At 73.5% G+C, this 15,749-nt stretch carries 14 protein-coding genes; 6 read left to right on the top strand and 8 right to left on the bottom strand.

Annotated features, from left to right (window positions below; translation table 11 throughout):
* The first annotated feature begins 8 nt into the window (after window positions 1-8).
* Entirely contained in the window at window positions 9-1,550 is a 1,542-nt protein-coding gene (locus tag ABZ883_RS04365) for a sodium:solute symporter family protein (RefSeq protein ID WP_360901203.1), read from the top strand.
* Between the two features lie 28 nt (window positions 1,551-1,578).
* Here the strand turns inward: ABZ883_RS04365 and ABZ883_RS04360 are convergent, their stop codons facing one another.
* Window positions 1,579-2,685 carry an ADP-ribosylglycohydrolase family protein gene (locus ABZ883_RS04360; RefSeq protein ID WP_360901200.1) on the bottom strand — a complete coding sequence of 369 codons (1,107 nt, stop codon included), beginning with the start codon at window positions 2,683-2,685 and terminating at the stop codon, window positions 1,579-1,581.
* 140 nt (window positions 2,686-2,825) lie between these two features.
* Window positions 2,826-5,399, bottom strand: a complete 2,574-nt coding sequence (locus ABZ883_RS04355) for a bifunctional FO biosynthesis protein CofGH (RefSeq protein ID WP_360901197.1) — start codon at window positions 5,397-5,399, stop codon at window positions 2,826-2,828.
* 122 nt (window positions 5,400-5,521) lie between these two features.
* On the opposite strand from ABZ883_RS04355, the gene ABZ883_RS04350 reads away from it, so the two are divergent.
* Both ABZ883_RS04350 and ABZ883_RS04345 read left to right on the top strand, forming a co-directional pair.
* Window positions 5,522-5,923, top strand: coding sequence for a MerR family transcriptional regulator (locus ABZ883_RS04350; RefSeq protein WP_360901194.1), 402 nt, complete (start codon window positions 5,522-5,524; stop codon window positions 5,921-5,923).
* On the top strand, window positions 5,920-6,264 hold the full coding sequence (locus ABZ883_RS04345) for a thioredoxin family protein (RefSeq protein WP_360901191.1): 345 nt from the start codon (window positions 5,920-5,922) through the stop codon (window positions 6,262-6,264). The genes ABZ883_RS04350 and ABZ883_RS04345 overlap by 4 nt, the downstream gene beginning before the upstream one ends.
* A 4-nt stretch (window positions 6,265-6,268) precedes the next feature.
* Here ABZ883_RS04345 and ABZ883_RS04340 read toward each other — a convergent pair whose 3' ends face one another.
* The 5 genes from ABZ883_RS04340 to ABZ883_RS04320 form a co-directional block, all read right to left on the bottom strand.
* Window positions 6,269-7,099 carry a TIGR03619 family F420-dependent LLM class oxidoreductase gene (locus ABZ883_RS04340; RefSeq protein WP_360901188.1) on the bottom strand — a complete coding sequence of 277 codons (831 nt, stop codon included), beginning with the start codon at window positions 7,097-7,099 and terminating at the stop codon, window positions 6,269-6,271.
* 116 nt (window positions 7,100-7,215) lie between these two features.
* A complete protein-coding gene (locus ABZ883_RS04335) occupies window positions 7,216-7,638 on the bottom strand; it encodes a roadblock/LC7 domain-containing protein (RefSeq protein WP_360901185.1) in 423 nt (140 codons plus the stop codon).
* Window positions 7,635-9,641 carry a nitrate- and nitrite sensing domain-containing protein gene (locus ABZ883_RS04330; RefSeq protein WP_360901183.1) on the bottom strand — a complete coding sequence of 669 codons (2,007 nt, stop codon included), beginning with the start codon at window positions 9,639-9,641 and terminating at the stop codon, window positions 7,635-7,637. The genes ABZ883_RS04335 and ABZ883_RS04330 overlap by 4 nt, the downstream gene beginning before the upstream one ends.
* Window positions 9,642-9,870: 229 nt before the next feature.
* Window positions 9,871-10,371 carry a hypothetical protein gene (locus ABZ883_RS04325; protein ID WP_360901180.1) on the bottom strand — a complete coding sequence of 167 codons (501 nt, stop codon included), beginning with the start codon at window positions 10,369-10,371 and terminating at the stop codon, window positions 9,871-9,873.
* Between the two features lie 95 nt (window positions 10,372-10,466).
* Window positions 10,467-11,195 (bottom strand): AMP-binding protein, encoded by a 729-nt coding sequence (locus ABZ883_RS04320; protein WP_360901177.1) that lies wholly within the window; start codon window positions 11,193-11,195, stop codon window positions 10,467-10,469.
* 301 nt (window positions 11,196-11,496) lie between these two features.
* Here ABZ883_RS04320 and ABZ883_RS04315 point away from each other — a divergent pair, with 301 nt between their 5' ends.
* The 3 genes from ABZ883_RS04315 to ABZ883_RS04305 all read left to right on the top strand — a co-directional run bounded on the left by ABZ883_RS04315 (window position 11,497) and on the right by ABZ883_RS04305 (window position 15,219).
* On the top strand, window positions 11,497-14,436 hold the full coding sequence (locus ABZ883_RS04315) for a BTAD domain-containing putative transcriptional regulator (protein ID WP_360901174.1): 2,940 nt from the start codon (window positions 11,497-11,499) through the stop codon (window positions 14,434-14,436).
* Window positions 14,437-14,603: 167 nt separating this feature from the next.
* The gene (locus ABZ883_RS04310) at window positions 14,604-14,738 is read left to right on the top strand and encodes a hypothetical protein (RefSeq protein WP_360901171.1); all 135 of its coding nucleotides are present in this window, start codon (window positions 14,604-14,606) and stop codon (window positions 14,736-14,738) included.
* Window positions 14,739-15,075: 337 nt separating this feature from the next.
* Window positions 15,076-15,219: a hypothetical protein gene (locus ABZ883_RS04305; protein WP_360901168.1), complete on the top strand. Its 144-nt coding sequence runs from the start codon at window positions 15,076-15,078 to the stop codon at window positions 15,217-15,219.
* 97 nt (window positions 15,220-15,316) lie between these two features.
* On the opposite strand, the gene ABZ883_RS04300 is transcribed toward ABZ883_RS04305, so the two are convergent.
* Entirely contained in the window at window positions 15,317-15,499 is a 183-nt protein-coding gene (locus ABZ883_RS04300; RefSeq protein ID WP_360901165.1) for a hypothetical protein, read from the bottom strand.
* Between the last annotated feature and the right edge of the window lie 250 nt (window positions 15,500-15,749).

Raw genomic sequence — 15,749 nt, 5'->3', positions numbered from 1 at the left:
AACAAGGCATGAACAGTCTCGACTGGGCCGTACTGGTCGCGTACTTCGGCGTGATGGTCGGTATCGGCCTGTGGTCCCACAAGCGTGTCGACGACGTCGGCGACTACTTCACCGCCGGCGGCCGCATGCCGTGGTGGCTCTCCGGCATCTCGCACCACATGTCCGGCTACAGCGCGGTCATGTTCACCGGCTACGCCGGCATCGCGTACACCTACGGCGTCACCTCGTACGTGACCTGGTGCTTCCCGATCGCCATCGGCATCGCCATCGGCGCGAACCTCTTCGCGCCGCGGCTCAACCGGCTGCGCTCCCGGCTCCATGTGGCCTCTCCGCTGGAGTACCTGAAGAACCGCTACAACGTGCCCACGCAGCAGGCCCTCGCCGTCTCCGGCGTCCTGCTGAAGATCGTGGACGTCGGCGCCAAGTGGGCGGCCATCGCCACCTTGCTGTCGGTCTTCACCGGTGTCTCCCTCAACCAGGGCATCCTGATCACCGGCGCCGTCACCGCCGTCTACTGCACGGTCGGCGGGCTGTGGGCGGACGCCCTCACGGAGCTGGGGCAGTTCGTCATCCAGCTGCTCGCGGGCCTGGCCATGCTGGTGGCGGTGCTGGGCAAGATCGGCGGCATCAGCGGGCTGTGGACCGTGTGGGACAAGCTGCCCGACAACCACACCGCCCCGACCGCCGGTCCGTACACGGTGACGTTCCTGCTGGCCTACCTGTTCATCAAGACCTTCGAGTACAACGGCGGCATGTGGAACCAGGCCCAGCGCTACATGGCCACCGCCACCCCCCGCGAGGCCACCCGCTCGGCCCGGCTGTCGGCCCTGCTGTGGTTCCTCTGGCCGCTGGTCCTCTTCTTCCCGATGTGGGTCGCCCCGTTGCTGGTGCAGGCGCAGAAGCCGGACGCCTCCGACTCCTACGCGCTGCTGACCGAGCAGTTGCTGCCGCACGGCCTGCTGGGCCTGGTCGTCGTCGGCTTCTTCTCGCACACCATGGCCATGTGCTCCTCCGACGCCAACGCCATCGCCGCCGTCTTCACGCGCGACATCGCGCCCGCGGTGTCGAAGGCGGCACGGTCCTGGAACATGCGGGCGGGCCTGATCGCCGCCCGGGTCACCACCGTGGCGTTCCTCGCCCTGTCGATGGCGGTGGCCACCCAGGTCAACTCGCCCGCCTTCAAGGACATCATCACCGTCGTCATCAAGTGGGTGGCCGGCCTCATGGGCCCGATCGCCATCCCGTTCATGCTCGGCCTGCTGCGGTCCTTCCGCAGGTCCGGCCCGACCGCGGCCCTGGTGTCCTGGGCGGCCGGGCTGTTCGCCTTCTGGCTGACCAACTACGGCCTGGACGGCGTGCAGTTGCAGATCCAGATCGTGACACCGCTGGCCGTCTCGCTCGTCCTGTACGTGCTCATCGGCTACGTCAAGCCCGAGGACACCCCCGAGCGGGACGCCCTGCTGGCCCGGATCAACTCCGACGGCGACGGCGACGGCAGCGGGGACGGCGCGGCGGCCGAGGCCGTGCCCGAGACACCGGCCACGGCCTGAGCGCCCCGGTGCCGCCGCCCGTCCGCGCTCAGGCGGCGGGGTAGCGCTCCAGCCACGCCGCCGAGACGCCCCCCGGCCCGTGCAGGGCCGGGGCCTGCGTCATCTCCATGGCGAAGTCGTCCGCGAGCTGGAGGATGGTGCCGCGCCCCTCCAGCTCGGCGAGCCAGGCGGGCGGCAGCGCGGTCTCCCCGTGCTGGACGCCCAGCAGGTTGCCGCACACCGAGCCGGTGGAGTCGCTGTCGCCGGAGTGGTTGACCGCGAGCAGCAGGCCGTGCCGGACGTCCTCGGCCACCAGCGCGCAGTAGACGCCGATGGCCAGGGCCTCCTCCGCGGTCCAGCCCTCACCTAGGGCCTCCACCCGCGCGGCGTCGGGCAGGCCCTGGCGCACCGCCCCGAGCGCGGCCCGCAGGGCGGCGGAGGTCTCCTCGTGCCCCGGGCGCCGGGCGATGAGGGCAAGGGTGTGCTGCACCGCGCCGTCCAGCGACTCGCCGCGGGCGAGCCCGTGGACGATCACCGCGAAGGCGCCGGCCGCCATGACCCCGGTGGGATGGCCGTGGGTCTGCGCGGCGCATTCCAGGGCGAGTTGCAGGACGAGCTGCGGCTCCCACCCCACGAGCAGCCCGAACGGCGCGGACCGCATGACGGTGCCGCACCCCTTGGAGGCGGGGTTCTTGGGCTTGTCCAGGGTCCCCATGCGGTCGTCGCCGAGCCCGGTCAGGCAGGCCCGGCCGGGAGCGCGGCGGGAGTAGAGCCACTCCTCGCGGGCCAGCCAGCCGATGTCCTTGCGGCGTTCGTCGGGTCCCCAGTCGCTCTGCGTGGCGGCCCAGCGCCGGTACGCCCGGTGGATGTCGGTGGGCGGGTGCCACACGCCGGTGTCGCGGCGCACCTGGGCGCGGATCAGACCCTCGGTGGTGAAGAGGGTCATCTGGGTGTCGTCGGTGACGGCGCCGCGCCGGCCGTAGGCGGGGACGTAGTCCGTCACGCCCTTCGCACCGTGCGCGCCGCGGATCGCGGCGAGGGAGTCGAACTCGATGCCGGCGCCGAGCGCGTCGCCGATCGCGCCCCCGAGCAGGCAGCCGCGGACCCGGCTGCGGAAGTCCTGCTGCTCGTCACGCCCCCATACCGCCCCGGCCATGCCACTGCCTCCTTCGCCGCCGCCGCCAGCACTGTAATCGACCACGAAAGGCCGGATCCCGGCCGTGAACGGAATGTGGCCAGTCACTCGTGGCGGCGTTCCGGACAGATACCGGACGGTCCCGGAACGTGACCCGGAGGTCAGTCCCCCAGCACCGGCAGGAGCTCGGGCAGGTGGCCGTCGGAGGCGAGGCCGGTGGCGATGCGTTCGGCGGAGACCTCTCCGTAGGTGGTGGTGCGCTGGCGGGCCGGGCGGCCGGCCGCCTCGGCGATGGCGACCAGGTCGCGGATGGACCGGTAGGAGCCGTAACTCGACCCCGCCATCCGGGAGATCGTCTCCTCCATGAGGGTGCCGCCGAGGTCGTTGGCGCCGGAGCGCAGCATCTCCGCGGCGCCGTCCGCGCCGAGTTTGACCCAGCTGGTCTGGATGTTGGAGATGTGGCCGTGGAGCAGGAGGCGGGCCATGGCCGTCACCGCGCGGTTGTCGCGCGCGGTGGGGCCCGGCCGGGCGATACCGGCCAGGTAGACGGGGGCGTTGGTGTGGATGAAGGGCAGGGTGACGAACTCGGTGAAGCCGCCGGTCTCCTGCTGGATCCGGGCGAGCAGCCGCAGGTGGGCGAGCCAGTGGTGGGGCTGGTCCACGTGCCCGTACATCATGGTCGACGAGGAGCGCAGGCCGAGCGCGTGCGCGGCCTTGACGACCTCGATCCAGGTGGCGGTGGGGAGCTTGCCCTTGGTCAGGATCCAGCGGACCTCGTCGTCGAGGATCTCCGCGGCGGTGCCGGGGATGGAGTCCAGGCCGGCTTCCTTGGCCGCGGCCAGCCACTCGGGGATCGACATCCCGGTGCGGGTGGCGCCGTTGACGACCTCCATCGGGGAGAAGGCGTGCACGTGCATCCCCGGCACCCGCTCCTTCACCGCGCGGGCGATGTCGAAGTACGCGGTGCCCGGCAGGTCGGGGTGGATGCCGCCCTGCATGCACACCTCGGTCGCCCCGACCTGCCACGCCTGCTCGGCCCGGTCGGCGACCTGGGACAGCGACAGGGTGTAGGCGTCGGCGTCCGTGCGGCGCTGGGCGAAGGCGCAGAACCGGCAGCCGGTGTAGCAGACATTGGTGAAGTTGATGTTGCGGGTGACGACATAGGTCACCTCGTCGCCCACGGTGTCCCGGCGCACGTCGTCCGCGATCCGGGCCAGCGCGTCCAGCGCCGGCCCGTCGGCGTGGAACAGCGCCAGCGCCTCGGCGTCGGTGAGCCTGGCCGGGTCGTCGGCGGCCACCGACAGCGCGGTGCGGACATCGGCCTCGATGCGGTCGGGGACGAATCCCGGGGCGGCCTGCTCGCGCAGCGCCTCCCAGTCGCCGTACACCTCGTCGAAGTCGTCGCGGCGGTCGCCGGTGCGGCCCTCGGTGTCGATGGTGCGGTGCAGATCGGTGCGGCCGGTGGCGGTGAAGGCCTCGTCGGGCTCCTGCCACGGACGGCCGGTGACGTCGGCGTCCTCACGGGCCAGGCCGGTGACGGGGTCGGCCAGCGCGGTGACGTGCGGCAGCAGCCGCGGGTCGAGCCACGGCTCACCGCGGGTGACGAACTCCGGGTAGACGCAGAGGCGTTCGCGCAGCGTGAAGCCGGCCGCCGCGGAATGCGCGGCGAGCTCGTCGATCCGCGGCCAGGGGCGCTCGGGGTTGACGTGGTCCGGGGTCAGCGGGGAGACCCCGCCCCAGTCGTCGATGCCGGCGCCGATGAGCCGCACGTACTCCGCGTCCACCAGATTGGGCGGGGCCTGCAGGTTCGCGGACGGCCCCATGATGTGCCGGGCGACCGCGACCGTGGCGACCAGGTCGTCCAGTTCGGCGTCCGGCATGCCGCGCATCGCCGTGTCCGGCTTGGCGCGGAAGTTCTGGATGATCAGTTCCTGGATGCCGTGGTACGAGCGCGCGACGCGGCGCAGCGCGAACAGCGACTCGGCGCGCTCCTCGTACGTCTCGCCGATCCCGATCAGCAGCCCGCTGGTGAACGGCACCGAGCTGCGCCCGGCGTCCTCCAGCACCCGCAGCCGGACCGCCGGTTCCTTGTCGGGCGAGCCGTAGTGCGGGCCGCCGGGCTCGGACCACAGCCGGGTCGCCGTGGTCTCCAGCATCATGCCCATCGACGGGGCCACCGGCTTCAGCCGCTGGAAGTCCGTCCAGCTCATGACGCCGGGGTTGAGGTGCGGCAGCAGCCCCGTCTCCTCCAGGATCCGGATCGACATGGCCCGCACATAGGCCAGGGTGTCGTCGTAGCCGTGCGCGTCCAGCCACTCCCGGGCCTCGGGCCAGCGGTCCTCGGGCTTGTCCCCGAGCGTGATCAGCGCTTCCTTGCAGCCCAGTTCGGCTCCGCGGCGGGCGATCTCCAGCACCTCGTCCGGGGACATGAACATCCCGTGCCCCGCCCGGCGCAGCTTGCCCGGCACCGTGACGAACGTGCAGTAGTGGCACTTGTCCCGGCACAGCCGCGTCAGCGGGATGAACACGCTCTTGGAGTACGTGATGACGCCCGGGCGCCCCGCCGCCTCCAGCCCCGCGTCCCGCACCCGGGCGGCACTCTCCATCAGGGCGGCCAGGTCGTCCCCCCGGGCCTGGAGGAGCACCGCGGCCTCGGCGGTGTCGAGGGCGACGCCGTCACGGGCACGCTTGAGCGCACGGCGCATGCTGTTGGCGGTGGGCGGGGTGTGCGTCATTCTCCGAGCATAGGTGCGCACTCCGTCAGCGGGCGCTGTCGCGTAGATCACCGGGGCGATTGCCGTCGCACGGGAATTTCCGGGCTGGCCTTCACGTCGGCGTCAAGGTCTACGGTCGGTCCATGCGGATCGGGGAACTCGCCGAACGGGCCGGCACCACCACACGCGCCCTGCGGTACTACGAATCGCTCGGGCTGCTGCGGGCCCGGCGCACCGGCAACGGCTACCGGGCCTACGACGAGGCGGACCTGACGCTGCTGCGGCAGATCCAGCTCCTGCGGGACATCGGCTTCGAACTGGAGGACACCCGCCCCTTCGTGGACTGCCTGCGGGCCGGCCACCCCGAGGGGGACGCGTGCCCGGCCTCCCTGGAGGTCTACCGGCGCAAGCTCGCGGAACTGGACGCGTACGTCGCCCGGCTCACCGAGGCACGGGGCCGGATCGCCGAGCAGTTGGCCCGCGCCGAGTCGGCGGCGGCACCCGCACCGCGTTGTGAGTTCACCTGCGAGGGGAGTACGCCATGACCGCGACAGAGACGGGCCCCGGGCACCTGGCCGAGGCCACCGACGCGACGTTCGCCGCCGAGGTGCTGGCCGCCGGGGTACCGGTGCTGGTGGAGTTCGGCGCCGACTGGTGCCCGCCGTGCCGTCAGATCGAGCCCGTGCTGCGGGAGCTCGCCCGGGAGGAGGAGGGGCGACTGAAGGTGGTCCGGCTGGACGTGGACCACAGCCCGTCGGCGCAGAGCGCCTACGGCGTCCTGTCCGTGCCGACGCTGATGGTCTTCCGCGACGGCGAACCGGTGTGGTCGGCGGTCGGGGCGCGCACCGGGCGGCGGCTGCGCGAGGAACTGGCCGGCCTGCTGTGAGCGCTCACAGGTACTGCGCGTAGTCGTCCAGGGTGCGCAGCACGTCCGCGGTGCCCGCGGAGGGCAGTTGCAGCACGACCTCCTCCACCCCCAGGTCGCGGAAGTAGACCAGCTTGCCGGCGTTCGGGCGGACCGCGTACGGCACGACCAGGGGGCCGGCCGGGTCGCGGCCCGCGTCGGCCCACGCCCGGCGCAGCGCCGGCAGGCTCTCCTTGAGCCCGCCGCCGCCGATCGGCAGCCAGCCGTCGGCGTACTCGGTGAGGTGACGGAACAGCACGGGCCCGGCGGCGCCGCCGACCAGGGTGCGCGGGCGGGGGCCGGCGACCGGCTTGGGCCAGGCGTGGCTCGCCTCGACGCTCGCGTACGCGCCCTGGTAGGCGGTGGGTTCGGGCGCCCACAGCGCCCGCATCGCCGCCATCCGGTCCCGCACCAGGTCGCGGCGGCGGGGCCAGTCGACGCCGTGGCCGGCGGCCTCCTCCACGTTCCAGCCGAAGCCGACGCCGAGGGTGAACCGCCCGCCGGACAGGAAGTCCAGGCTCGCGACCTGCTTGGCCAGCCCGATGGGATCGTGCTGGGCGACCAGGGTGATCCCGGTGCCCACGCGGAGCCGCCGGGTGACGGCCGCGGCCGCGGCGAGAGCGACGAACGGGTCGAGCGTGCGGCCGTACTCCGGCGGCAGGGCCCCGCCCATCGGTGCGGGGGTGCGCCGGCTGACCGGGATGTGCGTGTGCTCCGGCAGGTACAGGCCGTCGAAGCCGCGTTCCTCCAGCTCCCGGGCGAGCCGGACGGCGGGGACGGACTGATCGGTCAGGAAGATCGTCGTGGCGATCCGCATGGCGTCGTCGCACCTCCCGTATGTGGGGCGACCTTAAGGCCCCGCGCGCGGCAGGGGAAAGACGCCGCACGGCTCACGCACCGGGCGGGCGACGACGGCGGTCCGCCGGAGGCGGGTCAGCCCGCGGTGCCGACCGGGGCGTTGCGGAGTTCGGTGACGAGGGCCGGGGTGAGCAGTTCGCCGGCGCGGTCGGCGAGCACGGACATCTCGTAGCCGACGAGGCCGACGTCGCATCCCTCGGAGGAGAGCACACCGAGGCAGCTGCCGTCGCGGACGCGGCCGACCATCATGAAGCCGCCCAGCATCTCGATCATGACCAGCTTCATGCCGTGGAACCCGTGCGCGGTGGCCGCGTTCTGGGCGAGCGAGGTGATGCCCGACACGACCGCGGCCAGGTGGTCCGCGCGGTCGCGGGTCAGCCGCTCGGAGGCCGCCATCAGCAGGCCGTCGGAGGAGACCGCGACGGCGTCGGTGACACCGTCCGTGGTCCGTACGAAGTCGGAGATGAGCCAGCCGAAGCTCTGGACGGCGGTGGTCACGATGGCGTTCCTTCTTTGGTTCTGTACGGGACCGCTTGGGGGACGGCCCCGCGGGCGGGTACGGAGGGGGAACCGTTCTCGGCGCGGGCGACCCCGGCCCGGAAGGCGTTGAGCAGCGTCGAGATCCCGGGCTTGGGCGCCGGGGGCGGCGGCTCCGCCTCGTCGGGGGCGAGCAGCCGGGGAGGCAGGATCACCAGCGCGGAGACACCCCCGTCAGGGGTGTCGAAGAGGCGTACCTCGATGTCCTGGCGGCGGGCGAGCCGGCCGACGACATGGTGGCCGAGGAAGCGCGTCGGGGCGGACAGGAAGATCTCGTCCCCGCTGTCCGCGAGCAGCGCGTTGGCCCGCTGGAGGTCGGCGGGGCTCATGCCGACACCGTGGTCGACGACGGCGAAGCAGTACTCCCCCATCTGCTCGTCGCGCCAGCCGTGCACGTCGACGGACTCCTCGGGCGGGGAGAAGGTCAGCCCGTTCTCGATGAGTTCGGCCAGCAGGTGGGCGACATCGGTGACCACATGCCCGCGCAGGCTGCCCCGTTCGACCTGGGCGACCATCACCCGGCGGTACTGCTCGACCTGGGCGACCGCGGAGCGGACGGCCTCCAGCGCGGTCGCCGGGCGGGCGTTGGGGCGGGCGGTGTGCTGCCCGGTGAGGACCAGCAGGCTCTCGGCGTTGCGGCGCATGCGGGTGGCCAAGTGGTCCAGTTCGAAGAGCTCGGCGAGCTCGTCCGGGTCGAGCTCCCGGCTCTCCAGCCGGGTGATCAGGCCCAGCTGGCGGCGGATGAGGCCCTGGTTGCGGCGGCCCAGGTTGGCCAGCGACTCGGTGGTGTTGCCGCGCAGCCGGGCCTGTTCCGCCGCCAGGTCGAGGGCGGTGCGCTCGACGTTGCGCAGGGCGGCGGCGACCTCGGCGATCTCGGCGGCGCCGTGCCGCACCAGGACGCCCGCGGGCTCGGCGGATTCCGGCGGGACCGCGCCCGTGGTACGGGCCTGCTGGATGCGCTGGACGGCCTCGGGGAGCCGCCTGCGCGCGATCTCGTCCGCGCCGCCGGCGAGCGCGGCCAGCGGACGGGTGATGGAACGGGAGGCGAGCGCCGCGGCGGCGCTGACGATCCCCAGGATGAGTACGCCCACGGTGACGTAGAGGGCGAGCGAGCCGGCGGCCTCGTCGCTGAGCGTCCTGGTGCGGGCGGTCACGTCGGCGCCGACCGAGCGCTGCACCTCGTACAGCTCGTCGTTGAGGGCGCCGGTGCCGTTCCACCAGGCCCGGGAGTCGACGTTCAGGCGTGAGCCGTCGACGCCGCGCTCGGCCAGCTGCTCGTAGGTGAAGGTGTTGTTGGCGGCGGTGGTGCCGAAGGCCTGGTCCAGCAGGAGGCGCTGCTCCGGCGTGGCGACCTGCCGGTAGCGGCCGATCGCGGCCAGGCGCTCGGCGCGCTCCTGGATGAACTCCAGGTACTCGGCCCGGCGGAAGGCACCGTAGGCGAAGACGCCGTTGAGCGAGCTGCGTTCGTTGGCGAGCGCTTCCTTGGCCTGGGCGAGCGCCTCGAGCGCGGCGACGCCTTCGCGCAGCTCCCGGTCGCCGCGGGTGGCGGTACCGGCCGCCGGGTCGACGGCGTTCAGGCCCTGGATCGCGTAGGTGTAGAAGGTGTTCGTCGCGTCCCGGCCGGCGATGTCGGAGTCGATGTCGGCGCGCGTCCCGGCGAGCCGGCCGAGCCGCGTCTGGATGACGTCCTCGACGGCGGCCTGGTCGCGCAGGTCGTGCAGCTGGACGTCGACGAGCCTGCGGGTGGCGACGAGCTCCTTGCCGTACCGGGTCTCACCGCCCAGCAGGCCGTTGGTCAGTCCGCGTTCCAGCTGGAGCTGGTGGACGAGGGACCGCAGCCGCAGCGACAGTTCGATCTCGGAACGGGTGGTGCTGGCGTCGTTGTAGTCCTCGGCGCGCAGGTCGACCGCGAGTCCGACGAAGGCCAGCAGCAGGCAGGTGGGAACGGCGAGGACGACCGCCACCCGGCCCCGGATGGTCCGCCATCCCGGCAGGGGACGGGGGAGGGCTCTGAAGATCGATCGAGGTCGCCGTCGCGCCTTCCGCACCGTCATGCGCCAGCATGGTAGCGGGCGGAAGGGAATCGTCGATTTCCGACCCGTTAGCTGATGTTGGCCTTTGGGTGGCCGGAAGCCCGCAGTGTCACGAAAACGGTGCGGACGTCTCATCCGGGACACGGCGCCCATCCCGGGATCACCGCGGGGCGAACGGCGGGGCCGCGAGGTCCACGGTGAGGGCGTGGCCCAGGTCGTTGGTGAAGGTGGCGTACGGTCCCCCGGCGGCGTTGCCGGTCCCGTCGACCGTCCCGTTGCCGGTCCCGTTCGCCGTCCCGTTCCCGGTCCCGGCCTCGGCGCGGACGAAGGGGCGGGACCGCCCCAGGGCGACGACCCAGATCAGGTTGCCGTCGGAGTCCAGCCGGGCGAAGAAGCCCTCCGCCTCGCGCGAGCCGTCGCCGCAGCACACGTACCCCGTGCCGTCGGGGAGTTCGGCGGTGCCGTACGGGTGCGGATCTGCGGCCGTGACCAGCCCCGGGTCGCCTGCGAGCAGGGCCGCCAGGTCGACGGGATCGCCCACGCGGAACGCCGACAACCGCGGGCCGTCGAGGTCCACACCGAACGCGGAGCCGTCCGCGCGGTACAGCCCGTCGCGGGCCGGAACCTCGCCGGCCAGCCACAACTCGGTGATCAGACCCATCGGCCGCGCTCCTCCCGCTGTGCGCGACCAGCCCATCAGGCGGCCGCTCGGCCCGTCTCGACCTGCGGGCGAACAGCGGACGAACTCCCACTCCGTCAGACGGGGCCGAGCGGCCTCGGGCGGCGGAGCGCGTGGACGGGCAGCAGCATGCGCCAGACCGCCTCCTCCAGGCCGTGGACGGAGGCGATCCAGCCGAGGCTGTCCTCCGAGGTGCCCGTTCCCACGGCGGCGGTCAGTTCACCGACCACGTCCGCGAGGTCGCCGTGGCGCAGCGCGGGTTCCATGCGGCCCCCGCCGAGCCCGTCGGCGACGTACCGCTCGTAGGCGGGCGCGGTGCGCAGCACCCCCACCGGCCGCCACTCCCGCGCCAGGCGCGGCACCGGTTCCCCGCCCACGCGGCGGCCGTCGGCCTCCAGGACCTCGGTACGGGTGCGGTCGACCGCCAGCGCGGTCCACGCGTCGGCCCCCGTGAGGACCGCCGCGGGGCGGCACCGCTCGACGGCCTCGGCGACGGCACCCGGCCCGTCCGGGCCGCCCGCGACCAGCGGCACCGCCGCCATGCCCGCGTACAGACAGCCGTAGAAGGCGCCGGCCAGGTCCACGCCCTGGGGGTAGTCCAGCAGCACGCGGCTGCCGGGCGGCAGCAGGCGGCCCAGGCCCGCGGCGACCGCACGGGCGCGCCGGTCGAGACCGGCGAAGTCGCAGTCGTACGGCACATAGGGGCGGTCGTCGGGCTGCCGCAGCGCGCGGCGGCGCAGCGCGGGGCCCGGCAGGCGGTACACGCTCACCACGGAGCCGCCGATCCCGGCCCGGACGCCACTCACCGGCTCCCGTCCGCGGCGTGAGCACACCGGCGGCCCTTCACCCCCTCGTGAGGAACGGCGGCTACGCCAATGGCATATGAGCACAGATCATGCGAAAAGACGGCGAACATTCCCCGTAACCCCTCAGAGCGTGCCCTCCGAAAGTCACCCATAGGTGACCGCGAACAGGTCGGCACGGCAAACTGGCACAGTCGGCAGATCCGAAAGACCGGAACTGTCGTCTGCGGACACTGTTCCGGTTCGCGATGAACGATCGATATACGTGCTGTTCGCGGACGGCAGTCGGCACCTGGGGGCAGGCATGCAAAGCGGTACGGACCCCGGCGGAGCGCTGCGCTTCGCGGTCCTCGGCCCGGTGCGGGCCTGGCGCGGCGGACAGCCCGTACCCGCCGGACCACCCCAGCAAAGGGCGCTCCTGGGCGCGCTGCTGCTGCGCGGCGGCCGCACCGCGACCGCGCAGGAACTCGTCGACGCCCTGTGGGGCGAGGAGCCCCCGCCCACCGCCCTGGCGGCACTGCGCAGTTACGCCTTCCGGCTCCGCAAGGCCCTCGGGACCGAGGCCCTGGCCACCGTCGACGGTGGCTATCTCCTCAGTCCCGGCGACGACTTCGACCTCTTCCGCGCCGAACGGCACTGCGCCGCCGCCGAGAAGGCCCGCACCGCCGCCGACCTGGCGACGGCCCGGGACGAACTGCGGTGCGCGCTCGCCCTGTTCGACGGCGAACCGCTGGCGGGACTGCCCGGCCCGTACGCGGAGACCCAGCGCACCCGGCTGCTGGAATGGCGGCTGCAGATCACCGAGACCTGCCTGGACCTGGACCTCCAGGCGGGCTGCCACGCCGAGGCCGTGTCCGAGCTGACCGTGCTCTCCGCGGAGCACCCGCTGCGCGAACGGCCGCGCGCCCTGCTGATGCTGGCCCTGTACCGCGGCGGGCGGCAGGCCGAGGCGCTGGGCGTCTTCGCCGACACCCGAAGACTGCTCGACGACGAGCTGGGCGTCGACCCCGGCACCGAGCTCGCCGAACTCCACCAGCGCATCCTGGAGGCCGACCCGGCGCTGGCCCCGCCGCCCGTACCGCAGGCCGAGACGGCCGCGGAACCGGTGCGCCCGGCCCAGCTCCCGGCCACCGTCGCCGACTTCACCGGGCGCGCCGCCTTCGTCCGCGAACTCGGCGACCGCCTGGCGGGCGCCTCCGCCGAGGGCGGCGTCATGGCGGTCTCGGCCGTCGCCGGCATCGGCGGCGTCGGCAAGACCACGCTCGCCGTCCATGTGGCGCACGCCGTCGCGGGAGCCTTCCCCGACGGGCAGCTCTACGTCGACCTCCAGGGCACCGGCCCCCGCCCCGCCGAGCCGGAGACGGTGCTCGCCTCCTTCCTGCGCTCCCTCGGCGTCACCAACGCCGCCATCCCCGACGCACTGGCCGACCGCGCCGCGCTCTACCGCTCCACGCTCGCCGGCCGGCGCGTCCTGGCCCTGCTCGACAACGCCCACGACGCCGCCCAGATCCGCCATCTGCTGCCGGGAACGCCGGGCTGCGCCGCGCTGATCACCAGCCGCACCCGGATGGTCGACCTGGCGGGGGCGCATCTGGTCGACCTCGACGTGATGAGCCCCGAGGAGGCGCTGCAGCTCTTCACCCGCATCGTGGGCGAGGAGCGCGTGGCCGGCGAACGGCAGGCCGCCCTCGACGTCGTCGCCGCCTGCGGCTTCCTGCCGCTCGCCCTCCGCATCGCCGCCTCGCGCCTGGCGACCCGGCGCACCTGGACGGTCTCCTTCCTCGCCCGCAAGCTCAGCGACGAGCGCCGCCGCCTGGACGAACTCAAGGCCGGCGACCTCGCCGTCAAGGCCACCTTCGAACTCGGCTACGGCCAGCTCACCCCGCAACAGGCCCGCGTCTTCCGCCTGCTGGCCCTCGCGGACGGCCCGGACATCTCGCTGGAGGCGGGCGCGGCCGTCCTCGACATGGACGTCCACGACGCGGAGGAACTGCTGGAGGCCCTGGTCGACATCAGCCTCATCGAGTCCGCCGGGCCCGCCCGTTACCGCTTCCACGACCTCCTGCGCCTGTACGCGCGCGACTGCGCCGAACGCCACGAGGGCGAGGAGGCCCGCTGCGCGGCCCTGTCCCGGCTGCTCGACTTCTACCTCGCGTCGGCCGCCCGCACCTACGAGCTGGAGAACCCCGGCGACCGCGTCCTGGACCACCTCAGCCCGGTCGGCCGCCCCGGCCTGGTCTTCGCCTCCCGGCAGGAGGGCCTGGACTGGCTCTTCAACGAGGCGCCCAGCCTGCTCGCCGCCGTCCAGCAGGCCGCGGGCGACGGCTGCGAGGGCCCGATGCGACGGGCCGTGGACCTGCTCTTCACCGCCCAGGACCTGATGGAGTCCGGCATCTACGCGCGCCAATTCGAGCAGGCCACCCGCGCCCTCGTCACCACGGCGCACGCGTGCGGCGAATCGCTGGTGGAGGCGCGGGCGCGGGTCCTGCTCGGCCAGCTCCTCGGCCTGGCCGGCCACTTCGCGGAGGCCGACCAGGAGGCGCGGCACGCCCTGGTCCTCAGCGACGTCTGCGACGATCCGCTGACGCGCAGCTACGCGGCGATCCTGCGGGGCATGATCGCGGCCTACGGTCAGCGCTTCGAGGACGCGGCCGGCCACTACCAGCACGCCCTCGACGGTTTCCGCGCCGACGCCAACCGGCACGGCGAGGCCGCGGCCCTGAGCAATCTCTCCCGGGTCAGGAACGATCTCGGTGACATCCCGGCCGCCGTCGCCGCCGCCGAGGAGGCGCTGTCGATCTATCGCGGGCTGCGGGCGGGATTCCGCCTGGGCAACGGCCTGTACGCCCTGGCGATCGCCCTCACCGCGGCGCGGCGCGAGGAGGAGGCGTACGCGTGCCTCACCGAGGCGCTTCCCATCTTCCGTGCGGCGCGGCAGCAGTTGTGGGAGGGGATGACGCTGTTCCGGATGGCGGAGGTCCAACTCGCCTCCCGTGGGCACCGGCAGGCGGCCTCCCTCGCCGAGCAGTCGCTGAACCTCCTGCGGGAGACCGGTGGTGCCTGGCGGCGGGCGCACGCGCTCACCGTCCTCGGCAAGTCGCTCGACGGCATGGGGCAGCCCGACCGGGCCCGTGCCTGCTGGCGGGACGCCCTCGCGGAGTTCACGGCCCTCGGAGCCCCCGAGGCGGAGTCCGTGCGGCAGTTGCTGGGGGGTCCGGCCGCCCCGGCCGCGGTCGCGGTCTGACGTACGGACCGCGCAACGCCCCAGGCACAGGACGTCAACAATTCCGTTTATCAGTTGATTATCGCCCCCTGCCACGATTCCATCAGTGCGAAGCCGCCCGCCTGGTGGCGCACGGGGGTCGTTGCCAGGCGGGCTTCGCGTCAGCCCAGTTCGCAGGAGGAGACAACATGAGCGAGACCGCACCCGAGGCCGGCGCCGTCGAGGAGCCCGAGGTCACTCCCACCGAGGAGGAGCCCACCCCGGAAGTGACCGTCAAGGACGACGGCACCGTCGTCAAGCCGGACAACTGGCACCAGACCTGATCGCCCGGCTCCCGCGCTCCGGGGGGAAGCCGTAGGGAGCCGACGGGTGAACGGGGGACGCTCCACCAGGGGGGGGAGCACGGGGGGACAGGGGGAACAGGGGGAAGCACGGGGGACGTACGACCGGAGGACGCGACCGGGGGGGGGGAGCGTCGTCCGCTGGGGGAACAGCACACGCACAACGGGCCGACTGTGGCGCGGAGGGGGCGCCGCAGTCGGCCTTTGCCATGGGCCGGCGCGGCGCTCCCGCCGCGGGCGGCCCGGCATCCCTACCGGTACCGCCGCAAGTACGCACGTGATGGCCGGGCCGCGCGCCCGGCCCCTTCCCGGAGGCATCATGACGCTCGTACGCAAGGCCGCCGTCGTCCTCGCCGCCCTCGCGGCCGGACTCCTCGTCACGGCACTCCCGGCCGCCGCCGCGGACAGCCCGGACGCATGGCACCAGACCGTCGTCACGCCGGACAACTGGCACTCCAGCTGACCCCGGCGAACCCACGTGGATGGCCCTCCCGCACACCGCGGGAGGGCCGTCCGCGTTTCCTCACCCCACGGGCGGCCGCCGAAGCGCCGCCCGTGCCTCAGATGTTGTGCGTACGGCGCAGTTGGTCGCCGAGGCCGCGGGGGAGCCGGGCGAGGCGGCCGGCGTCGATCACGGGGGCCGGGTCGACGGGGGCGGTCCGCCGCCGCGGGAGCACGACGGGGGTCTGCTGACCCGGGCCGGCCGGCGCCTGCTCGTGCTCGAACTGCCGGGGTGTCGCCATGATGTTGCGTCCCTTTCGCCGGTGCGGGACCCGTCCGCGTGCCGGGGGGCAGCACGGGCGCGTCCGGATGGAGCCGAAAGGAGCAACGTCCCTCACCGGCCGTGCGTCACGGGCGGATCGGACATTCGGCGGGCGTACGCGGGGCGCGGGCGGCGGCCGTACCGCCCCGGAACCGCCCTCGGCACCGCGGCGTACGCCGTACCCCGCGTGGCGCCTGTGGCGTGCGGGGCGTAAGTTGCGTAGCGGCGGC

The organism is Streptomyces sp. NPDC046977 (assembly GCF_040644455.1).
Lineage (GTDB): Bacteria > Actinomycetota > Actinomycetes > Streptomycetales > Streptomycetaceae > Actinacidiphila.
Note: the sequence above shows the minus strand (reverse complement) of the source record. Positions and strands in the feature narration are given on the sequence as shown.